At 43.3% G+C, this 21,205-nt stretch carries 18 protein-coding genes and 1 pseudogene; 12 read left to right on the top strand and 7 right to left on the bottom strand.

The genetic code is table 11. The features are described 5' to 3' along the window. Positions 1-56: 56 nt before the first annotated feature. From ACUJFK_RS17475 to istB, 6 genes are all read left to right on the top strand, one after another. Positions 57-245 (top strand): hypothetical protein, encoded by a 189-nt coding sequence (locus ACUJFK_RS17475; protein ID WP_445425648.1) that lies wholly within the window; start codon positions 57-59, stop codon positions 243-245. After that, positions 220-1,341, top strand: coding sequence for an ATP-binding protein (locus ACUJFK_RS17480; RefSeq protein WP_445425649.1), 1,122 nt, complete (start codon positions 220-222; stop codon positions 1,339-1,341). The genes ACUJFK_RS17475 and ACUJFK_RS17480 overlap by 26 nt, the downstream gene beginning before the upstream one ends. Further along, positions 1,338-1,859, top strand: a complete 522-nt coding sequence (locus tag ACUJFK_RS17485) for a response regulator transcription factor (protein ID WP_445425650.1) — start codon at positions 1,338-1,340, stop codon at positions 1,857-1,859. The genes ACUJFK_RS17480 and ACUJFK_RS17485 overlap by 4 nt, the downstream gene beginning before the upstream one ends. 110 nt (positions 1,860-1,969) lie before the next feature. Further along, the gene (locus tag ACUJFK_RS17490) at positions 1,970-3,016 is read left to right on the top strand and encodes a TonB-dependent receptor plug domain-containing protein (protein WP_445425651.1); all 1,047 of its coding nucleotides are present in this window, start codon (positions 1,970-1,972) and stop codon (positions 3,014-3,016) included. A gap of 144 nt (positions 3,017-3,160) precedes the next feature. Continuing rightward, a complete protein-coding gene (gene istA, locus ACUJFK_RS17495; protein ID WP_445425652.1) occupies positions 3,161-4,699 on the top strand; it encodes an IS21 family transposase in 1,539 nt (512 codons plus the stop codon). 11 nt (positions 4,700-4,710) lie between these two features. Next, positions 4,711-5,457 carry an IS21-like element helper ATPase IstB gene (gene istB / locus ACUJFK_RS17500; RefSeq protein WP_445425653.1) on the top strand — a complete coding sequence of 249 codons (747 nt, stop codon included), beginning with the start codon at positions 4,711-4,713 and terminating at the stop codon, positions 5,455-5,457. Between the two features lie 8 nt (positions 5,458-5,465). On the opposite strand, the pseudogene ACUJFK_RS17505 reads toward istB, so the two are convergent. Next, positions 5,466-5,705 (bottom strand): annotated as a pseudogene (locus tag ACUJFK_RS17505) (transposase); the annotation flags it as partial. A 297-nt stretch (positions 5,706-6,002) separates the two neighbouring features. On the opposite strand from ACUJFK_RS17505, the gene ACUJFK_RS17510 reads away from it, so the two are divergent. Next, positions 6,003-6,458, top strand: coding sequence for a hypothetical protein (locus ACUJFK_RS17510; protein WP_445425654.1), 456 nt, complete (start codon positions 6,003-6,005; stop codon positions 6,456-6,458). Next, on the top strand, positions 6,445-8,166 hold the full coding sequence (locus ACUJFK_RS17515) for a hypothetical protein (RefSeq protein WP_445425655.1): 1,722 nt from the start codon (positions 6,445-6,447) through the stop codon (positions 8,164-8,166). Before ACUJFK_RS17510 ends, ACUJFK_RS17515 begins: the two co-directional genes overlap by 14 nt. On the opposite strand, the gene ACUJFK_RS17520 is transcribed toward ACUJFK_RS17515, so the two are convergent. Beyond that, a protein-coding gene (locus ACUJFK_RS17520) for an IS3 family transposase (RefSeq protein ID WP_445424806.1) occupies positions 8,151-9,706 on the bottom strand; the annotation gives its coding sequence in 2 pieces (ribosomal slippage) (positions 8,151-9,223 and positions 9,223-9,706; 1,557 coding nt in all). The genes ACUJFK_RS17515 and ACUJFK_RS17520 overlap by 16 nt on opposite strands. 118 nt (positions 9,707-9,824) lie before the next feature. Here ACUJFK_RS17520 and ACUJFK_RS17525 point away from each other — a divergent pair. Continuing rightward, positions 9,825-10,637: a hypothetical protein gene (locus tag ACUJFK_RS17525; RefSeq protein ID WP_445425656.1), complete on the top strand. Its 813-nt coding sequence runs from the start codon at positions 9,825-9,827 to the stop codon at positions 10,635-10,637. Then, positions 10,634-13,861: a tyrosine-type recombinase/integrase gene (locus ACUJFK_RS17530; RefSeq protein ID WP_445425657.1), complete on the top strand. Its 3,228-nt coding sequence runs from the start codon at positions 10,634-10,636 to the stop codon at positions 13,859-13,861. The genes ACUJFK_RS17525 and ACUJFK_RS17530 overlap by 4 nt, the downstream gene beginning before the upstream one ends. On the opposite strand, the gene ACUJFK_RS17535 is transcribed toward ACUJFK_RS17530, so the two are convergent. Next, complete coding sequence (locus ACUJFK_RS17535; protein ID WP_445425658.1) at positions 13,856-14,608, bottom strand: hypothetical protein; 753 nt, start codon at positions 14,606-14,608, stop codon at positions 13,856-13,858. The genes ACUJFK_RS17530 and ACUJFK_RS17535 overlap by 6 nt on opposite strands. A 426-nt stretch (positions 14,609-15,034) precedes the next feature. On the opposite strand from ACUJFK_RS17535, the gene ACUJFK_RS17540 reads away from it, so the two are divergent. Further along, positions 15,035-15,289, top strand: coding sequence for an AbrB/MazE/SpoVT family DNA-binding domain-containing protein (locus ACUJFK_RS17540; RefSeq protein WP_445425659.1), 255 nt, complete (start codon positions 15,035-15,037; stop codon positions 15,287-15,289). Beyond that, the gene (locus ACUJFK_RS17545) at positions 15,289-15,642 is read left to right on the top strand and encodes a type II toxin-antitoxin system PemK/MazF family toxin (RefSeq protein ID WP_445425660.1); all 354 of its coding nucleotides are present in this window, start codon (positions 15,289-15,291) and stop codon (positions 15,640-15,642) included. Before ACUJFK_RS17540 ends, ACUJFK_RS17545 begins: the two co-directional genes overlap by 1 nt. A gap of 136 nt (positions 15,643-15,778) precedes the next feature. On the opposite strand, the gene ACUJFK_RS17550 is transcribed toward ACUJFK_RS17545, so the two are convergent. The 4 genes from ACUJFK_RS17550 to ACUJFK_RS17565 all read right to left on the bottom strand — a co-directional run bounded on the left by ACUJFK_RS17550 (position 15,779) and on the right by ACUJFK_RS17565 (position 21,189). Then, the gene (locus ACUJFK_RS17550) at positions 15,779-16,000 is read right to left on the bottom strand and encodes a hypothetical protein (RefSeq protein ID WP_445425661.1); all 222 of its coding nucleotides are present in this window, start codon (positions 15,998-16,000) and stop codon (positions 15,779-15,781) included. 641 nt (positions 16,001-16,641) lie between these two features. Continuing rightward, positions 16,642-17,412 carry a putative bifunctional diguanylate cyclase/phosphodiesterase gene (locus ACUJFK_RS17555; RefSeq protein WP_445425662.1) on the bottom strand — a complete coding sequence of 257 codons (771 nt, stop codon included), beginning with the start codon at positions 17,410-17,412 and terminating at the stop codon, positions 16,642-16,644. A 73-nt stretch (positions 17,413-17,485) separates the two neighbouring features. Continuing rightward, entirely contained in the window at positions 17,486-18,610 is a 1,125-nt protein-coding gene (locus tag ACUJFK_RS17560) for an ISAs1 family transposase (RefSeq protein WP_420934092.1), read from the bottom strand. Between the two features lie 50 nt (positions 18,611-18,660). After that, the gene (locus ACUJFK_RS17565; protein ID WP_445425663.1) at positions 18,661-21,189 is read right to left on the bottom strand and encodes a PAS domain S-box protein; all 2,529 of its coding nucleotides are present in this window, start codon (positions 21,187-21,189) and stop codon (positions 18,661-18,663) included. Positions 21,190-21,205: the final 16 nt, after the last annotated feature.

Below are 21,205 nucleotides of genomic sequence, written 5' to 3' on the forward strand. Positions count from 1 at the left end.
TAATTCTAGCCAGCACTGTGCAAACAACAGCAAAGGCTCTAATACCGGAGCTGAAAATGAAAGCGAATAATCTATTATCCAACCTGCAAGTGCCCCCCTCGGCTTTCTGGCAGCTGATGAGCTTTAGGGTCGTTGTGCTGACGATCCTGTTGCTATTATCAGTAACAGGTTGGTTGCTAGATTTTCCGGTTACCTCCTGGGGTGCCTGCCATATCTCTTGTGTTGTTAAACTTGCTGGCGACTAACCTGGCGCTGCCACTGCTACCTGTAAGCTGGCAGAGCACCCGGCAAATTTTAGTGCTGGGTATCGCGCTAGATTTTCTGGCGATTTTTGTATTGCTGCTGTTGTCCGGCGGAGCCAGTAATGGCTTTATTGCATTGCTATTGCTGCCCGTCGCAGTAACGACTGTACTGCTGCCGGCGTGGATTGGCTATATCTTTGCCTTCACAGCGATCAGCTTTTATGGTGTATTGCTCTGGCTGGGCGATTTAACGGCGTTGGTTCAATCCGACATGGCGCTTGGCCATCACACCTTGCACCAAGAAGTATTACAACCGTTCACCCAACACATGTGGCATATGTGGTGTGCTTTTAGCATTTCGGCGATTCTACTCAGCTGGTTTCTAAGCCACCAAACTAGCCTCATTCGCCAGAAATCGCAGCAACTTAATTCACTACAGCAAAATCAGTTACGTCAGGAAAAAGCGCTGGCGATTGCCACTTACGCTGCGAATGCCGCCCATGATCTGGCCTCCCCTATTCAAAACTTACTGTTGTTAACCGATGAGGTCGCCAGTGAACTGCGGCATCCGGCCTTAGCGGACATGCTGCAACAGCTCAAACGCTGCCAGCAAATTATTGATGAACTTCGAAAAAGCGCCGGAGATTGGCGTAGTCTCGATGCAGCAGAGCTGTACCCGGTGCTGCAGCAAAGCTTACAATCCTGGGCTGTCACCCGACCGGAACTCCAGGTTGAGCTGACCCAATCCAGTGATCAAAGTCACTGCCGGATCATGGAAGCGACCGCAGTGGCCTCAGCGGTGTTCCAGATCCTGGAGAATGCTGCTGCTGCCAGCATCCTGAACCAGCAGCCCCGATTAAAACTCAGTTTGCAGTTAAAACAACAACAACTGCGTTTGCAAATTACCGATTTTGGAGAGGGATTATCCGAGCAACGGTTAGCCGAATTGGGGCATTACCCTTTACAAAGTGAACATGGCCTCGGTTGGGGGCAATTTCTGGCTAACATCTCTATCGAACGCTTAGGTGGTCAGGTGCAGCGCCGCAACCTGCCACAAGGCGGTATGGAAACGCTGATTACATTTAAAGATCAAGAATGATGAGAAAATTTGTTCTGGTAGATGACGATAGTACCTTACTCGGCACCTTGCAGCGACGCCTTAGCCAACCAGACTGGCAGTTAGTTTGTTTTGCCGGGCCGGTTAGTATAGATCAACTGATTAGCGAACAGGCGCAGTTATATCTACTGGATTTGCGCTTTGGGCAGCAATCCGGTCTGGAGTTTATCCGGCCACTGCGCCAAGCATTACCCGATTGCCGAATTATTGTGCTGACCGGCTATGCCAGTATTAACACTGCGGTGCAAGCAGTAAAGCTGGGGGCCGATGACTATCTGACTAAACCTGTCGATTTTCAGGTGCTGAAACAAAGCCTGTTTGGCCCGACCGAGCCCGAAATCAAAACGGCCGACAGCGGTTTTTTATCTGCAGAACAAATTGAATGGGAACATATCCAACGGGTACTGGCCGAACACGATGGCAATATTTCACAAACCGCGCAAAGTTTGGGGATGCACCGCCGCACCTTGCAACGTAAATTACTGAAACACCGTCCGTAATAAAGCAACGCAAGCTGTCTGTCGTTGCTGCGACAATTTGTCGCATTAACCTGCGCGACCAAAATTATTACCATTAACCTTAACTGCTTAGCTCAATTTAAGGTTAACCCATGATATTAAAGCCCTGCGCTTTTGCTGTGTCCTCTGCACTTTCAAGCTGTGCTTTCGCGTTGATATTAAGTTATTCCACCACGCTGCAGGCAGCAGAGATCGAGCATATTCAGGTGGCAGGACAGGCGTTACCGAAAAAATCAGCCCAGGCAGCTTCGGCAGAAGACATAAAAAATCGACTGGCCGCCACCAGTGATACCGCGTCAATACTCAGTCAGTTTGCCGGGGTCAGTATTAAACAGGCTGGTGCCGTATCAGGTTTACCCAGTATTCGCGGTTTGGCGGACGACCGGTTGCGGATCCAGGTTGATGGTATGGATCTGGTCTCTGCCTGCCCGAATCATATGAACCCGCCGCTGTCTTATCTGGCGCCATCGGACATCGGTAAAATTCAGGTCTTTGCCGGTGTCACGCCGGTGAGCCTGGGTGGTGATAGTATTGGCGGCAGCATTATCAGCGAATCCACACCAGTCGAGTTTGCTGACAGCGCGACTTTTGCCGGCAGTAGCGGTGCCTTTTACCGCAGTAATAATCAGGCAAGGGGCGGCAATCTGAAGCTAAGCTACAGCGACTCGCAACATTTTGCCAGCTATAGCGGCAACTGGAGCCGGGGCAATAACTACCGTGCTGCTGCAGATTTTAAAACGCAAACCGCCACAGGCCGCCCTGGCCATAACCTGCCGCTGAATGAGGTCGCCTCCACGGCCTTTGAAACGCAGAATCATCAGCTGCGGCTGGCTTACCAGCAAACCGATGATCAGTTTGAAGTACAGCTGGGCTATCAGGCGATGCCCTATCAGGGATTTGCTAACCAGCGTATGGACTTGCTGGATAATCAGCAACTGCGGCTTAACCTGAGCTGGCAGCGCGATACCCACTGGGGGCAGTTAAAAAGCCGGATCTATCAGGAAAAAGTCGAGCACTATATGGATTTTGGGCCGGATCGCCAGTTCTGGTATGGCAGTCTGGCCGTGATGGGACAATGCATGTTTCGGATGAATCCGAACACTGATTTCGGTTCAATCCGATCACTCATTTCGGTTTAATCCGATCGCTTGTTTCGGTTTAATCCGATCACTTTTAGCCCTTTTCCGAAATAGCTGATCGGAATGCCGAAATGCCATTCTTTTTCTAATCAAATCAACTGGTAAGCTCTACCTAATTTTAATTAACTTAGGTAGGCGTTGACCATGGCTAGAAAGAGAACAGACATGAGCAAAATTAAAGACATTTTGAGGCTTCGTTTTAACGCTGGACTCAGTTTAAGAGACATCAGCAAGTGTTGCGCTGTTGGCCCTGCCACTGTTAGCGAAATCTTGTCACGTTTTGCAGCTAGCGGCTTAAGTTGGCCTTTGGGCGAAGAAACCAGTGATACTGAACTGGAAAAAGCCGTCTATAAGGGCAAAAACACCTCTCGGCATAAACGCCAACCAGACTTCGTTTGCATGCATCAGGAGCTAAAGCGCAAAGGCATGACGAAGCTGTTGTTATGGCAGGAATATCGTGATTTGGATCCCGCTACGGCCTATGGTTACACACAATATTGTGAGCACTATCAAACGTGGCTTAAAAGCCTCAAGCGAAGCATGCGGCAGCTTCACATCGCCGGTGACAAGTTGTTTATTGATTACTGCGGCCCAACCGTGGCCATTCTTAACCCTGATACCGGCGAGATTGGCTTTTTTGCGCAAATCTTCGTTGCGACCTTGGGTGCCTCTAATTACACCTATGTTGAAGCAGGACGCTCTCAGCAGCTGGAGGACTGGATCATGGCTCATACTCGTGCCTTCCAGTTCTTTGGGGGGATCCCGCGTTTGTTAGTGCCAGATAATCTGCGTTCAGCAGTCACCAAAACCCATCGTTACATGCCTGTTATCAATGAAAATTATGCTCGAATGGCACGGCATTATGGCACCGCCGTCATGCCCGCGAGGCCCTATAAACCCAAAGATAAATCAAAAGCTGAAAACGCGGTCTTGATTGTTGAACGCTGGATCCTCATGCGTTTACGCCATGAATACTTTTATACACTCAGCAGTTTGAATCAGCGGATCCGCGAGCTGTTGCATGATCTTCATCATCGTCAGCAACGCGTACATCCAGGCTCTCGTTATGAACTTTACACTCGGTTTGATAAGCCTGCGTTGATGCCATTACCGGCCTATCCTTACGAGTACATCGATAGCAAGCAAGCGCGTGTCGGGCCTGACTATCATGTGTTGTATGCAAAACACGCTTACTCCGTCCCACATAATCTGGTCAGCCATACCGTCACTGTGGAAGCGACCGCGCAAATCATCTGCGTGTACTACCAAGGAAAAGTGGTGGCCCAGCACCCCAGAAGACATCAAGACGGAGGGTTTACTACCGTCAAAGAGCATATGCCTGATGCGCATATCAAACAGCGCTGGAGCGCGGAAAGATTACTGAGTTGGGCTGACAGCATAGGCAATGGCGTCAGGGCAGTCATCAGCTTCCAGCTTGAACGACGCCAACATCCTGAGCAGGCGATTAAAAGCTGCCTTGCAATCCTAAGCTTGGCTAAAAAGTATAGTAACGACAGGCTTGAAGCGGCTAGCCAACGAGCTCTGCTACTGGAGCAGCCCTACCTTAAAGTCATTACAAACCTGCTGGTGAATAACAAAGAACGCATCGGCATTGCCACTACAGCAGAGGCTACACCACCGCTGACCCACCACAACATCCGTGGTCCACGTTATTATCAATAAGGAGAACTGAGATGAGTTTATCGACATTACATGAGCAACTGCGTGCGTTGAGGCTTGGCCATTTTACTCAAGCATTACAACAGCAACAGACGCAACCGGCTACTTACTCTGACATGAGCTTCGAAGAGCGATTAGGCTTGCTGGCAACACATGAGCTACTGTGCCGTGACAATACCAAAGTGCAGCGATTGGCTCGCCAGGCTAAGTTACGGGTGGATGCCCGAGCTAACCATATAGACTATCGAGCGAGTCGAGGGCTTAAAAAAGATAAAGTGGCCGCCTTACTCAGCGGTCAATATCTGCACTACAACCAGAATATTATCCTAACGGGGGCAACGGGCTGCGGTAAAACGTATCTGGCCTGCGCGCTGGCTACACAAGCGTGTGATCAGCATCACAGCGTACGTTGTTACCGGCTCGGTGAGCTGTTAGATGAGCTACATATCGGCCATGCCGACGGCTCATACCGCCAACAACTGAGCACCTTGGCTAAACGTAAACTACTCATTCTAGACGATTGGGGCATGGAAGCACTAACAGCGCGACAGGCTAACGACTTGTTGGATGTGATGGAAATACGCTACCAGCAGTCAAGCACCATTATCGCCAGTCAAATACCGGCCAGTGAGTGGTACAAACTGATCCCAAGCCCGACAATCGCTGATGCACTATTAGATAGGCTATTACACAACAGTCACCGAATAGAATTAACAGGAGAGTCGATGAGAAAACTAGACCAATCCGATCACTTAGCGTAAAACTATAGTTATGAAAAAGAACGGCTAACGAGTGATCGGATAACACCGGGATCGCTGTTCGGAATCACCGAAATACGCATCAGGTTGTATGCCAAGATGTGTAAGCTGATTTCAGTACTGACATTTGTAAATCGCCGCATTAGAAAGTGAGTGGCACCCATCCACATTTTTATTGTCCCAAACGGGTGCTCCACGGTTTGTTTTCGTATCGTAGCCGTTTGTGGTGCAGCATCTAACTTAGCCTGCATGTCAGAAATATGTAATTGATAATATATTCATAGAGTTTGCAAATGACATTTGCGGAAAATTCGCGCAAAAGTATAGGTTTATTAGATGGTCAGATGGTCACTGGTTCACAACTAGTAGTTTATTAAAAGCTAGACTGAATGACTGTCCCTGAGTTTGTTAGGAAGCCAGTGGTAATAGATGTGGCTTTTTACATCAAATACAAGAAATTGAAGAAATGTAGGCTTTTTGCCTTGATGATGCTAAAAATTTATTGTTATATAGCTTGATATACCACTCATATTAACAATAGGCCTTAATTGATAACAGCATCGATTAAACTTTCTGACATCACTGATTATCATGAAGAAATTAAGGGGCTTGCCTCTAAAACCTCATCGATAATGTATTTATTAGGGCCGAATGAGTGCACCGAACTTCTCGTTAAAAACCTATTAATTTTACATCCACTTCATTTAGTCAAAACCGAACTCGGTTATTTGCTAATTGCAGGTATTCGCACCTTTGAAATGGCCAAGCTGTTATTAAAAGAAGACCAAGTGATCAACTGCTGTTTGCATGATCTGGATGAACTGTCTCAGCCTGAATTATTTAACCTAGCACTTGCGGATATTGCAGGTTCATTACGCTTATTTAATTGCGCAAAAAATCCAGAAAAACAGACAAAGCAGCTGTTTGAAAATATTGGCCACGACAAAGTCAAAACACTGTTTAAAAAACTTACCAGTAAGCAAAAAATCGATGTCAGAAACTAAGATCATTTTTAACTATGGACATGTTCTCTCATCGCTTAACATACCCGTTTCACAGGAGAATAATAATTTTCTTAATTTTATTAATTGCCCAACTAATCTGCTTCGACTCCATGTTGTTCTAAAAAATACGATTGCCTGTTTATCACAAAAATTAATAAGTGAAATTGAGAATAACCCGATACTGAAGAGTCAAGCTTCTGGCTATCTCAATACTGCACTAAAGCTATTACCCTTGGTTGAGCAAGCTACCCATAATTCCTCACTATTTGCAGCAGCAATTGGGGCTACCCAGCCTGAGAAAGCTTTAAGAGGCGTCATCAGCAAAAATCCTCTTTATACCATGTTGTATACAACGGATAGCCAAGAAAAAAGTGCCGTACTTGAGTTTCATCAAACAATTCTTTTTATCCAACCGCTTGTCGCAGAAGCTCGTAAATCAAATATAAAAATAGAATTTAAAAACAGCGATTTTATCAGGATGAGTATCGGTTACCGACATCTGATTAAGTCTGACATCGTAACACAACGTCTGAGTACCTCTACCCGAAGAGCGAATACAGTTCAACTTTTACACGTTTTTCTTGATATGCTTGCAGAAGAACTAAGGGCTGAGTTATCACTTCCTTCCGCTTCAAAAGAACTTAAATCGCTCCGTAAAGACCAAAGCAATCCACTCCATGACAAGTTGCTTATCTATGATAATGCTAAATACGTCCGACGTGTAATTGGCTTGATCCGTGGTTCACCTATTCAACGCCGAAATGTTGGCCGAAAAACAAGAACCCAGACTCGCTCGAAGACTGTTAGAGAGAGAATAGGTAACACGATCCTGACCCCATTTACGTTGGCAGAGCTTGATGATGAAGAGCCTATTATTTATGGATTAATAGAAGCCACACAAGAACCTGATCCTGAAGCCTTATTATCAGGCGAAGTTGTAGACGAGGATGATACTGGTACTTTTGTGATTATTGACGAAAGCATCCCTCTAGAATCTTATGTTCATGAGTTTCATCAACGGCGTGTATCAAATGACACCCTTAAAAGACTTGAGAGACAAAACAACTATGTTCCATATAGTTTGCAGTTGTTGTCACCGCAAGAAATCCAAAAACTCATGTTTTTTTTGGCGTCAGAGCAACATTCGCCACTTGAACAGATCCAACAGATCGTTTTAATGTGTATGTTTTTTACTGCGTCCCCGCTCGAGAATGCCATTGAATTACGTGTTGTCAACGAAATAAAAGATAACGCTACTGACACAAATATCACCTATGACCTGAGTAATCATCATTGGATCATTCCTGCTTTCGACCTAAAATATAAGACACATGAAAAAACAAGTGACTGCTTAAAAGTCGCAAAATACTTAAGACTTCCTGCAAGTCAATTTTGTGCCGCCACATTTGAACGTTTTAGGAAAAGCAATTTATCAAGCGAATCAAAAATTGTGGGCTTTGAACTAGAAGAACTTAAACCCACTTTACAAGCAACTGTCGATAAAACCATACAAGGCAAACAAGGAGGATTAGCGCGGATCAGTAACCATATGCTCATTATGTCATGTCAGATATATGGTCAAGCAACGACAACCCTTCTTTATAACAGGGCGCCGCCAGGTAGTATCGCCAGAAGTTATTACACTACTTTATCAACCGGAGTTTTTCAAGGTAGTTGTCCGATTTTCCCGTTTTATGCTGCTGCCTGAACTGGCACGATTTCCCGCTCAGGATTCAGACTTACTGGCCCTATAGGGCTCCAGTTTCTTGTTGCTCTGCCAGCCCATCGCTGTGGGTAATCTGACTTTGCTTGTTCATATACCGCTTTACGCTTTTCCAGCAGAGCCGTATCTTGGTGCTGATGCCGCTGCGCCGGTGTCACGAACCTGATACCACTATGGCGATGCTCATTATTGTAGAAGCGTGTAAATTCTAACATCCACTCTCTGGCACTACCTACGGTTGCAAAGCCGCCGGTTGGCCACTGCGGACAATATTTCACCGTCTTGAACAACGACTCCACATACGGATTATCATTGCTCACTCTGGGCCGGCTGAATGAGGAGGTTACACCCCATTCTTGCAATTTTACCCTGAGCGTACTGCCTTTCATCGGACTGCCGTTATCTGAGTGCAGTACCAGTGGTTTAAACAGGCACTGTTCACGTAGTAACGCACGCTGTACCAACTCACTGGCCAGTTGACTGCATTCCTTGTCGTGTACTTCCCAAGCCACCAGTTTTCGGCTGTAAATATCGATGATCGCGTATAAATACCAGTATAAACCGCGTATGCCTGAGGGCATATAGCTGATGTCCCAACACCACACCTGATTGGGTGCTGACGCACTGTAACTGGTGGGCATTGGCCGCTTCTGAGGTGCTTTGCTTTTGCCACGATGGTGCTGTTGGTTTGCCGCTTTTAATACCCGATACATCGTCGATTCCGACGCCAGATAAACACCTTTATCTGCCAACCTCGGCACAATTTGCGATGGCGGTAAGCTGGCATACTCTTCGTCATTACAGGTGGCCAGTATCTGCTCGCGCTCGGTTTCACTAAGCTTGTTCTTCGGCTCTTGCCTGATGGCTACTGGCCGTTTATCTTCAAGCACCACACCTTGCTCATCCCGCCAGCGGCGCAGTGAACGCAACGGTATCTCAAGCTCCTGTGCAGCCTTATCACGCCTGGCACCGGCTAACACGGCTTCATCAAACCAGACCAGGTTTAAGCTGCGTTCACTAACCGACGTTAACTGTCCTCGTCCTCCTCGCCGTAGTACGCTCTGAGCTTTTTTCGCAGCACCAGCAACGCTGCCGCCTCCGCTAAGGCTTTTTCTTTACGGTTAAGCTCGCGCTCTAACGTTTTAATGCGCTTTTTATCTTCTCTAGACTGCTTTTTCTCAGCAGCCTTGCGCTGAGCTTCGCTCATATTGCCCATCACACAGGCACTGCGCCACTCTTTAACCTGCTCAACCAACAAGCCTTTTTCACGGCAATACTGGCTTAACTCAGCCTCTGATAGCGGGGCAGTTTCAATCACCACCGCCAATTTTGCTTCTCCTGACCAATCATCAGGCTTTTGTCCACTTACCGGCACAGCATATCCTTGAGCTTTTAACTGATTACGCCAATTGTACAGCGTCTGCTCGCAAATGCCTTCCTCTCTTGCCAACTGCGCTACTGAGCGACTGACTGGCGGTAATAACTTCTTTAAGATCGCTTCTTTTCTTTCTGGGGATATAGCCATTTCAACCTGCTAACCACCCGCCGTCTGACGCTAACTATTGTGAAAAAAAGACCGGACAACTATCCTGACACGGCGGGCAACACAGACTTTAAAAAATCGATACACCAGTCTGCTTAAATTGTTAGCGCCCATTATAAAAGGTGCGATCCAAACACCCACTCAAATTATCGTAAAAAAAAGTAACCAACAAGAACATATAGGCTCACAATGGCATCCTGATTATACCGTTATTCAAAAATGTATTGAGACCCTGAAAACAAACACTATTAAGTATTCAGAGCTTTGGGCAGACTATCGGCAATGGTATGATTTTCATAACCTTTTTACACTTTATGTGCTGTTCTGTACCGGTTTGCAAACAGGTCTCAGACCGCTTAAAACGCCTATTGTTGTACCTGAAAATATTATTTTGCCTGCAAAAGTTTTTATTCGTCGCGAAAAAAGTCAGTCTGATGAATTCAATACTCGCTACATTCCTCTGGTTAATGAAGTTATTGAGCAGATGCAGCATTATGAAGAACATCTACTAGCCGTAAAAGGACGCCTGATCCGTTTAGGAACACCTGTAAAACAGATACCCAGACTTTTTTTCTTAGAGATTGAGCCAACCCAATCTGATAAGTTGAAAATAGTCCCATTTTCTGTAAGTTCCTATGATAAACAATTGTCTCATTACATAGATGCGCCCGTTAATTCAAACAGAAGACTACTCAGAGTTTTCTTGGAAGACCCCTCATCGATTAAGTCAACATTCACTCCAGTTCCTCATGAAATTATTGATGCTGTATTAGGCCATGCCAATATCGGCGAACAATTTTGGTCTTCAAGTTCAACACTGAGTATGCGTGCAATTTATCAAACCATCGAGCCATACATAACAGAGTTATCAAACATCCTTGGGATCAAGGTTATCCAAGGAATGCCATCATGAAATACGAAAAACTAAACAAAGTTGTCCGAACGGAGCTGAGCAACCTTAATCTAAAAATTAATGAAAAAAATATATGTATCCTTTCAGAGCAGGACTATGACCAGATATTTTGGACTTTGCTTAAAGCAGAAAATAACCCGTCAAAGTCAGTTAAAAAAGTTAAATTCACCGCACAATTAAATAGCTATGTAGACAGCAATCGAAGTTCGTACAGTGCGGACTTCCTGATTAAAAATCCGGCAAAACTCATTCGTCCAAGCCCCCCCATCCGCGAGGACAATATCAACGAAATCCAAGAGGTTGTTTCGTTCGATACTTTTTTTATTCAAAGTCTTGAAATGCAGGAGCTTTCAGATGAAGCGCTCTTTGGCAGACTACTCTACTGTGCCGTTCGACATGGTGGATTATTGAATCAATCTCATTTAAATAGCTTTTTGTCCCTGCTTTATAACAAGCAATTACAATCTGCAAAAGGCTTGATTTGGTTTGAATTACGAGGCTCTGCAAATGAACCTTACAACTGGACCCCTGATAACCTCACAGTACTTCTTATTAAGCATTGGTATAACACTCAAGCATGTTTTGAAATCATAAGATCACCTGAGCACTATCTTCGTAGGTTCTTACTACTGAATCCAGCACAAACGAGGACTAATATTAAATTAAGCTGGCTATTTAGAGTGATTAATAGTCTGCTCTATTTGTCTTTAACACCTTTTTCACTACCACTTTTAACGGGTAAAGAGATTAACCTTACACTCAAATTACAACCTCTTTTAAGGCTGATAAGTGAAAAAACACCACCACTTTCAATTGACCATGCACAACCTGAAGAGTCGTCGAAAACGCATGCGATCCCTAGCATTACTCAAGAATCAACCAACAGCAAAAGCTTCTTAAATTCAAAAGCACTGTTAACCTCGGTTAAGCAGCAACTGAGAGAATACAAAAAAAGAAAACATAATGACGCAGAAAGTCATAAAAATCCCAATAAATCAATGTCGCTTGCAAATGCGATTAAAAATGAGCCGATGCTTAAGGAGAATAATATTCTCCCAGTGACAAAGCTTTTAGTTGAATGGACACATAGCCGTTTAACAAGACAAAGCAGATGGTCGGGAAAACTCAAACCATCAACACTGTTGTCATACCTTGGATCAGTAGCAATTCCTCTTCAAGTACATATCGGTTATCGAGATCCACTCAATATGTCTATCGATGAGTTAGAAGATATCTATTTACTGATCATTGATGCGGGCAAAAACACTGCGGTAAAAGCTAGAAGGGCTAAAATTCTCAGAGATTTTCATATTTTGTTAGAGCTCGACTATCAGGTTAAGCCTTGCTATATCTTTCAAAGTTTTATCGTCGCAGGTAATAAAGACCAAGCCAATCTTGTTGATGCAAACATATTAATGCCTTGGGAATATGATAATGCTATAGATTTTTTACAACAATCGGCCGAAATCACAGGACTTTTTGATCTGAAACGAAAAGCCGTATCCGTCTCATTAATACTAGGATTTCGCTGCGGTCTGCGTCGAAGTGAACTGTTATTTTTAAAACTCAGTGATTTGGAATGGAGTATCAGCAACGAGAATACGATACCAAACTTGGCAACGTTGATCATTTGGCCATCGCAAGCGAGAGAACTAAAAAGCATATCCGCAAAACGGCGCTTGCCTATTGGCCACCTGCTAAATGAACAAGAAAAAAATATTTTTGCTGATTATTGCACTGAAAGACTCAAGTTAGGATTGGAAGATTCAGAGTTTTTATTTTATTTCGGTGATAAATCGCCGCTATTCTCCCGAGATGCGCAAGTTGTGCATGCCAACCATCTTTTTATGCCTCTTACAACGCTACTACAACGTGTTACTGGCGATAATACTTTTCGTTTTCACCACTTAAGACATTCATTTGCAACTTGGTTGTTTTGGTATTGGACTGCCGATATTCATAAATTTAGCCACCCGATCCCTGCCTTACAAAAACATCCTACCTTTAAACATTTAACGGATGCCAAAAACCATATTTTTAATCGAAATGAAGATCAACCAGCAAGAAACACCTTGCATACAATCAGTTCATTCATCGGTCACTCAGGTCCATCAATCACACTTTGCCACTATATTCATAGCGCACATTGGATTATCTGGTCTGATCTACAGCAACAATTACCCGATTTAACTGATAAAGCAAAAGCTACGTTGTCCGGTTTCACTACTCGGACCCTTTACAGAGAAATAAATAAAAAAGAACACAGTAGTACTTATTTTGATGGCTTTAATCGTTTTATCCAAAATAAGTTGGCTGAACATGTAAGCAATATCTATCCTGAATCCATTGTTTGCACTGACTCGTGGCTAACGCTGTCACCAAATACCATTGCGCCGTTGACACAAATCACGCCAACCGCTATTGATGAGTTGCTGATCTACGATGCTCTTTTGCAACATGTTAATAATGATGTAAATAGAACAACCTGCATAAAAAACTACAATATTGATGAAATGCTTTTTGACAAAGCAATTGCAAATGTGCACTACTTTTTTAGTCAACAGCAAAGCCCTCACAAGTACGGAAAAGTCAAACTCAGATTCAAGAACAGCTCACGTAGAGGCTATATTGGCTCTCAAAAAGTAAAGAAAGTCGCTGTTGATAAACTGGTAAAAATACCTAAGCAAGAGAATATACAACTCGTTATTGGTGAAATATTAAACAGATATAATGTACTGCCCGTTGATGACCAAAAAAAAGTGATTTTAGCTGCGAAATATATGGTGGACTTCTGTGATATTGAATGGTCTGATCTTCGATTCCGAAAAACATCATTGCCTGACACTGATGGCGAAAAGTGGCTAAAGCTGTGGTATGAGGTAATTAAATTAATCAGCATAGATGATGATTATATTCAGAATGTTAGATTAACGCTGGTCTGTCGCTATCAGTTTGATAGTGAGGAACGTCAATACTGGTGGGACCATTGGACAAAGGAACTGCCTAACTTTAACCGCGATGACCGCTATGATCCCAAATACCCCAAAACAGCTGCAATTCATCTAGATATCATGAGTAGGCTAGAAACAGAGGATTGGTTAAATATAAAAGAACTCAATAAAAATGAGCCTATCCAAAAACGTAATCGCCCTCCTGCACTTCAGGGATTTCGCCTAGCGTTTTATATACTATTTTTTATACATCATGATATGGATGAATTATGAACCAGTGAGCTTATTTTTTAAGAGGAATGAAGTATTTTGGTGAACGATTAAAATGCCTGCTTCTTCTGAAGCCATCAAATTAAACGCTGAGACATTGCCAAAATTAACATGTTTAGTATTTAGCCACTGCAAAATTTCTTTTCTATCTTTGCCATAGAATTTTTCCAAATTACTTTGAATTAGCAACAGTAAATGAAGCCTATCCCGATGAGCCGCAGTGAAATAATTATTGAAATCATCCTCACTCAATGGCCCCATATTAGAGTGTCCAGTCACTAACAAAGCCGCTTGTTTAGCTGATAAACTCCACATTGGGGCAATATTCTGTAAAAAAACAACATATGCTCTCCAGTACCTTTGCGAAGGGATAGTAGAATAGTCTGGAATTTGATCTTTCTGAACAACATTTACATAGTGTCTTTCAGTTCGTAATTTGCCAATATAGTCTGCTAATTTGTAAATATGATTTATATCAGCAAGATAATCGTCAAGAGACAATACCTGTGTATTTTTTTTATTTGGGCACCAAATAAACGAATTACCCTCAATGAGCACGAAATTAAGGCTGAGCTTTTGACTAAATACATTTAATTTATATAAAGTTGCTTCAGGACCATCTCGCTCATAAACTACCAGAAGTTGATATAGCCTCTCTTTGTTAACATAAGATTCATACTCCAAAATCACCCAACTTGAAAGTTGCCATGCCACATCAGACTGAAGTTGAAATTCATCTAAGCTATCCAAGCGACACCTTATAATTGCTTAACTATAAATTAAGTTACTGAATAGATTTAATTAAGTCAAATCAATATCAACCGATAAGGGCCGAAGATCACCGACGAGTAAATCGATAGCAGAGTACCGTCTTTTAACACAAATTTATAAACGGATAATTCTTACGCTTGCTGCTGTTAACTGAGACCATAACGCAATTTAAACGTGAACATTTAAGCGGCAGGCTTAGAAGTTTATTCGGTAAAGCCTGTAGACAATAACTTTTGAAACTATGACTTTAAAGTTGAAAACTTTTTAGAATTTAAATGAGAATCGTATTAGCTCAATATCAAAGGCAGCTGAGTTAGCTTTTAAGTTATAACAATGTTGACACCGCGGTTAAAAGGTATACAATCAATTTCGTTATAACAATGTACCCACTTTTGAGGTTGAAATATGCGGACTCAAGTACGAAAAATTGGCAACAGTCTTGGTAACATCATTCCTGCTGCGTTTATTCGTCAATTTGGCTTGGTTGAAGGGGCTGATATTGAGGTTAAAGCTGATGGAAAGAAAATCACTATTGAACCTATTCAGCGCCAAAAGAAACGCTTCCCGTTTAGCGAAAAAGAACTTCTAAACGGCTTAGATGCTCATACGGCACATGCTGATGAATTGGCTGTTGTCTCTGTTGAGGAGTTAGGCGAGTAGTGGCGCAGTACATTCCTAAACGCAATGACATTATCTGGTTAGATTTTGAGCCAGTGAAAGGCAAAGAGATCGGCAAGTACCGTCCAGCTCTTGTCCTTTCAAGTAAAGAATACAATCAGCAAACAGGGCTACTTATCTGCTGTCCGATTAGTACCAGTATTCGCGGTCAAGCTACTGAAGTACCAGTAAAAAACCTTGAAAAGCCTAGTGTTGTTACCTCAAGTTTGATTCAAACGCTCTCTTGGAAAGACCGTAGCGTGAAGATGATTACTACCGCTGAAAACGGTGTGATGGAAGATGTTTTGTTAAGACTTATCCCGTTAATTGGGGCTGAGTCTCTATTTGAAGAATAACAAGGGAAATTTGGACTTATCAGATTGGAAACGCCACCTTCCAGAAATGTGGAGCTGATGAAATGTTTCACAAGCAAGTCAGCCACCTTCCTACATCAACAGCTTTTGGATCTACAAACACTCAGGTAACTGTGATTTAAGGCGCTAAGTGTCCACTAAAAATTAAGTGGATACTTAAATCAGAACACCAACCTGAGATCGCCGGACGCTTACTAATTACTGGTTTTAAGTGAAAATCATACCAAGTTTTTTGGTTAACTGCTCCGGAAGTATCGTTATTGCAAGGCTTAAGTGAAAATCCTACTAAATTATTAGTCGCATAAACCACTCTAAAACCAGCGCCATTGTTGGCCTTCATTGCAAAATCCTACTAAATAATTGTCGCTCCAACCGTCCTGCAAGCTTTATAAATACTGGCTTTCACCGAAAAACCCTACTAAATTGGTATTGCTTAAATCGCTCTAAAACACACGCCAATACTGGCCTATAATGAAAAATCCTACTAAATTGTTGCCGCGAACTTGCCCTGAAATCAATACCGACTCAGGTAAGGATGACACTAATAGCCAGGGCTCTTTTTAAGAGTAATTTCAGTCATTCAATAGCTTATGCCTTTTACCGACCAGAATGGCGCGAGTTTAAAAGCATTGAGCATGAGTCAGCACCGTTGAGCCTAAATGTTTAGCGTAGCAGAGTCATTTTTTTATAAAGTGCGTTAACTGTAATATGCTCTGCTTATTACGGCGCACCAGCGAATTACAGTCTGAGCGTCAACTACCAGTTCTGATACTGTACGCCACTGCAAGAAAAGCCTTAGTGCAACAGTCTCGGTGAGGACAATTACCTTACCGAGACTAGAGCATGGCACTAGACTGGTTAGTCGCTACGAGCGAAAATCGGATATTTTCCACGCGCGATTGTGGATGTTTAAATGACCGCTTTCCATAATATTGTAGATAAGTAGTTCAAAATTATCTCGATAAACAACTCAAATGGCGCTTAAATTTTCAGCTGTTGTATTTGACAAGGTTTTCCGTACAAATAGCCTTGATAGGTGTGACACCCCATACTCTGCAATAACGCGCGCTGCGCTTCTGTTTCAACTCCCTCAGCTATGACTTGCAGCTCCATTGAATCGGCTAACGTTATAACCGCCTGAGCAATGGCCCTATCATTACTGCTATTGATAATATCTCGTACAAATCCTTGGTCAATTTTTAACTGATTTATTGGCAATTGCTTTAAGTAAGATAAGGATGAATAACCTGTACCAAAATCATCGATTGAGAAAGCCACGCCGTGTTGCTGCAACACTTGCATCTTAGCTTTAACATCGGGGATATTATTTGCGAGCAGCGTTTCAGTAATTTCTAATTTCAGCAACTGTGGATTTGCACCTGAGATGTCTAATGCATTCAAAATAGTCTGAACAAAATTATCTTTGCTAAATTGAACAACGCTTATATTAACCGCAATGCTAAGATGTTGCTTGTCAGGTTCTAAAGACCACTTTGCTAGAGTGCCGCAAGCTTCCTTTAGTACCCATTCACCAATGGGCACAATTAAACCAGTCTCTTCCGCTAATGGAATAAATTGCAGTGGTGATATCATTCCTTTCTCTGGATGTATCCAGCGTAACAGCACCTCAACACCAATGCACTGTTTCAGATGGTTGACCTGTTTTTGATAGAACAGAACAAATTGCTGGCTTTGTATCGCAGAGTATAGATCACTTACAATTGTTGCTCTTGAGCTTACTGTGACTTGCATTTGTGGGTCAAAAAACTGCACTCCATTTCGGCCAGCATATTTAGCCTTGTACACAGGGTGAGATTACGAGTGGTCATTTAATCACCACACTCATGCCAGCTTCCAACACCGCATCAAGATAAGCCTCATTCATCAATGCCTGACGCTGCTTTCTTCTGATACTCATTTTTCGCTTCTCAGCGCGTAACATATTCAAGCCGAAGTGTCGCATCGTGGCAAGATTGGCTGCTGCATTACCACGGTATATCTGGCACGCATCCTCACTTAAGCTCACATCCAGCACCCAGTGCAGCTGGTTTTCAATACACCAATGCTCGCGTACTGCCTGGGACAGCCTTTCTGCGGTAAGGTCGGCTGAGCTGATAAAATAACGTTGCTCTAACACCGCACGCTTGTGCTTTTCCACCCGGTAAGTCGTTGCCATGCCTAAGGTTGTCAGCGCTGGCCAGGCAGCTTTGAGTTTTTCCGGTAATTCGCTGGCCGGACAGACCTGGAATTCACGGTACTCTAGACGCCCACGGTTCTTTTCCAGTGACTGCGCTGCACTATCTTTATGCGCTTTACCCGCAAAGACTTGTTTTACTGCATCGTGCAGATGACCTTGGTTGCCTTTAACCGTCAACAGGTAATCAGCTTTTTTATCTACTATCTGCTGCGCTATCTCTTTCTGGCATCCCATTGCATCCAAACTGACCAGGCATCCTTTAAGCTCCAGCAAGTTAAGTAGCTGAGGTATCGCCGTAATTTCGTTGCTCTTCTCGTCCGTTTTAACCTGGCCCATTACCACACCATTGGCGCTGGCAAAGGCGCTAACCATATGAATAGAAGAGCAGCGGTCTTCCCGGTTGTAGGAGCCGCGAAGCGTTTTGCCGTCGATTGCGACCACCTGACCATCGGTAAGCTCTGTACAAGCCTGCATCCAACTGGCAAAGCAGCGCTGCAAGGCTTCGCTGTCCAGCAGTGACATCACCCGCGCGATGGTGTCGTGTACCGGCAAACCCAGTTTAAAAAAGCCATGTTCTTGCAGCCAGTCAAAGCGGTTTTCGCCGAAATCTTCAATATCTTCCCAGCCCTCACAGCCAGCAATGACTGCGCAAAGCGTTAAAAACACTACGTCAAACAAGGGGTAAACGACCTTAGCGGCTTGCCTTGGGTCTTCTAATTCTGAAAAGTGCTCTGCAAAAATATCGATGTTCATAAACTGGCTCCGCGTAAAAGCCAGTATCTGATCACAGCTGAAGATCGGGGTCAATCAGTTATGCTAAAGTGCGTACTAAATGTTCGTGATCTTGCCCTGGCCTTGTACATAGCCATATCCGCTTGCTTTAACAAATCTTCTTTTGGCAGGTTCTTATTATTAAAAAGTGTCACACCAATGCTAGCAGTACTATTGTAAGTAAGACCGTCAAGATTATATTCCTTCGTTAAATTACCCACAATTTTTTGTGCAAGTCCCTCAGCTTGGTTCACTGCTACTGTTGGATCATGACTTAAATCTGATGCGATAATGACAAACTCATCGCCGCCTAAACGCGCTACCGTATCACCTTGCCTAACTGAGTTGACAAGACGCTCAGAAACCTGACATAACAGCAAATCACCTTTATTGTGACCAGCACTATCATTCAGGTTTTTGAAGTTATCCAAATCAAGAAATAGTAATGCCGAGAAGTTATTTGTACGAGCGCTATGATTTATTGCTCCCGCTAATCTGTCCAATAACAGACGTCGATTGGGCAATAATGTGAGTGGGTCATAAAATGCTAACTGGTGAATTTCATGTTCACGTTGCTTACGCTCAGTGATATCCCTGACAACACCGATAAAGTTTACTTCTCCAGCCATTTGAACTTCAACAACTCCAAGTTCAATGGGAAACATAGAACCATCTTTATGCAAAGCCTCAAGCTCGCGAATACGTCCGGTAATGTTGCTGATGCCACGCTCAATATAGTTTGATAAGTAGCTGTCATGATGCTCCCGATGAGGTGACGCCATAAGCATGCTGATATTTTTTCCAAGCGTTTCATCTTCCGTATAGCCGAAGATTTCCTGTGCCGCGTGGTTGAATGTCAGAATTTTACCACGACAATCAATAGTAATAATGCCATCAAGTAAGCCTTCTACAACGGCCTCCATCTGCCGTGACTTATCACTAAGCGCTCTTTCTGCAATTATTTGGTCATTAATATCAAAATGCGTACCCAATAACCATAGCGCTTTGCCATCATATGTCCTTGAAGAAACACGCCCTCTGGTATTTATCCATATCCATTGACCTTTTTTGTGTTTCATACGAATATTGGCTTCATAAATAGGTATAAGGCCTGACGCGTGCTTTTCGAGAACAGTTACACAATAAGCTAGGTCGTCAGGATGCGTTAGCCTCTCCCACATGACTCTGTTTATTGGTAATAACTCAGAAAGTGTGTAACCCAGTAATGCGGCCCATTTATCATTGATAATCAACTCGCCTGTTTGAATATTTAAATGCCATGTGCCTATATTGTTAGCGTCTATTACGGCCTTAAGTAAGTTATCACTGTTTCGAATCAGTTCTTCATCCTGCTTCTCTTTTGTAATATTTGTTTCAATTGCAATATAACCGCTCAAACTACCACTTTCACTAAACAGCGGATTACAAGCTATCCTAACCCAGTAGGAATTTTGCGCTTTTGAATAATTTAAAATATCAACGTTAAAGCCGTTCTGTTGAGCAAGCGCTTCTCTCATTATTGCAACAGTGGCAGGGTCAGTATCTAGCCCTTGTAATAACTCCCCAGGCTTTTTACCCTGCATTTCTTCAATGCTGTACCCTGTAAGAGAGGAGAAGGCTTCATTAATCCATATGATTCGTCCATTTTCATCGGTGATTACCACGCCATTAGTTGTTTGCCTTACAACTTCAGAGAGACGCCTTATCTCTGACTGTGCTTCAATCTGTGTCGTGGTATTACGAATCACGACCAACACCTCATTATCATCAATCTTTTTATACCGCGCTTCGAACGATTGATTTGACTTTTTAAAAGTGTAGTTATGATGAATCACATCATCAGTAGAAAAGGCTTGCCTAAGGCAAGCTACAAGTTCATGACCTAACTCATTGGGCAGTACCTCAAGGACAGTATGCCCCAAAATGTCTTTTTGAGGTTTAAGTAAGTCAGGATGCTCTTTGCAAACTAAAAAACGACAGTTTCGATCAATGACAAATACCATATCTGGTAGTGTTGCCAGTATTGAAGCTGTTCTTGCAACGCCTTTTAAAAATTGTTCTTGAAGTTGTTCTTGATCTACTTTGGCGATCTCATGCTCTACCATGTCTGCAAATGCGCGTAGCTCTTTCTGCTCTTTTACTGAAAAGTCTCTGGCAGCTGAATCAATTAGACATAGGGTGCCAATAGGTTGCCCGCTAGGCTCTCTTAAGGGAGCTCCAGCATAAAAACGAATATGTGGCGCTTGGGTCACTAAAGGATTCGATGCAAAGCGTTCATCTTTTGTTGCATCTGAAACGATGAAAATGTTCTCCTGCAATATCGCATGGCCACAAAATGAGATATCCCGGCCTGTTTCAGATACGTCAAGCCCCACTTTTGACTTAAACCATTGTCTGTCATTGTCCACCAAAGAAATAAGGCATATTGGCACCTTAAATACAGACGCGGCTAATCTTGTAATGCGTTCAAATCGCTTCTCTGCAGGTGTATCCAGTAGATTAGTCCGCTTTAATGCAAGTAAACGAGCAGCTTCATCAACAGGAAATTCAGGTGCGTTCAAAACGTTACTCCAATAA

This window comes from Alishewanella sp. HL-SH06 (assembly GCF_052656265.1).

Bases quoted from the DNA above. Each gene is read 5' to 3' on its own strand.
- ACUJFK_RS17490 (WP_445425651.1), top strand. From the start codon at position 1,970: ATGATATTAAAGCCCTGCGCTTTTGCTGTGTCCTCTGCACTTTCAAGC.
- ACUJFK_RS17550 (WP_445425661.1), bottom strand. From the start codon at position 16,000: ATGAAGGCCAACAATGGCGCTGGTTTTAGAGTGGTTTATGCGACTAAT.
- ACUJFK_RS17485 (WP_445425650.1), top strand. From the start codon at position 1,338: ATGATGAGAAAATTTGTTCTGGTAGATGACGATAGTACCTTACTCGGC.
- ACUJFK_RS17475 (WP_445425648.1), top strand. From the start codon at position 57: ATGAAAGCGAATAATCTATTATCCAACCTGCAAGTGCCCCCCTCGGCT.
- ACUJFK_RS17555 (WP_445425662.1), bottom strand. From the start codon at position 17,412: ATGCAAGTCACAGTAAGCTCAAGAGCAACAATTGTAAGTGATCTATAC.
- ACUJFK_RS17530 (WP_445425657.1), top strand. From the start codon at position 10,634: ATGAAATACGAAAAACTAAACAAAGTTGTCCGAACGGAGCTGAGCAAC.
- istA (WP_445425652.1), top strand. From the start codon at position 3,161: ATGGCTAGAAAGAGAACAGACATGAGCAAAATTAAAGACATTTTGAGG.
- istB (WP_445425653.1), top strand. From the start codon at position 4,711: ATGAGTTTATCGACATTACATGAGCAACTGCGTGCGTTGAGGCTTGGC.
- ACUJFK_RS17540 (WP_445425659.1), top strand. From the start codon at position 15,035: ATGCGGACTCAAGTACGAAAAATTGGCAACAGTCTTGGTAACATCATT.
- ACUJFK_RS17515 (WP_445425655.1), top strand. From the start codon at position 6,445: ATGTCAGAAACTAAGATCATTTTTAACTATGGACATGTTCTCTCATCG.
- ACUJFK_RS17560 (WP_420934092.1), bottom strand. From the start codon at position 18,610: ATGAACATCGATATTTTTGCAGAGCACTTTTCAGAATTAGAAGACCCA.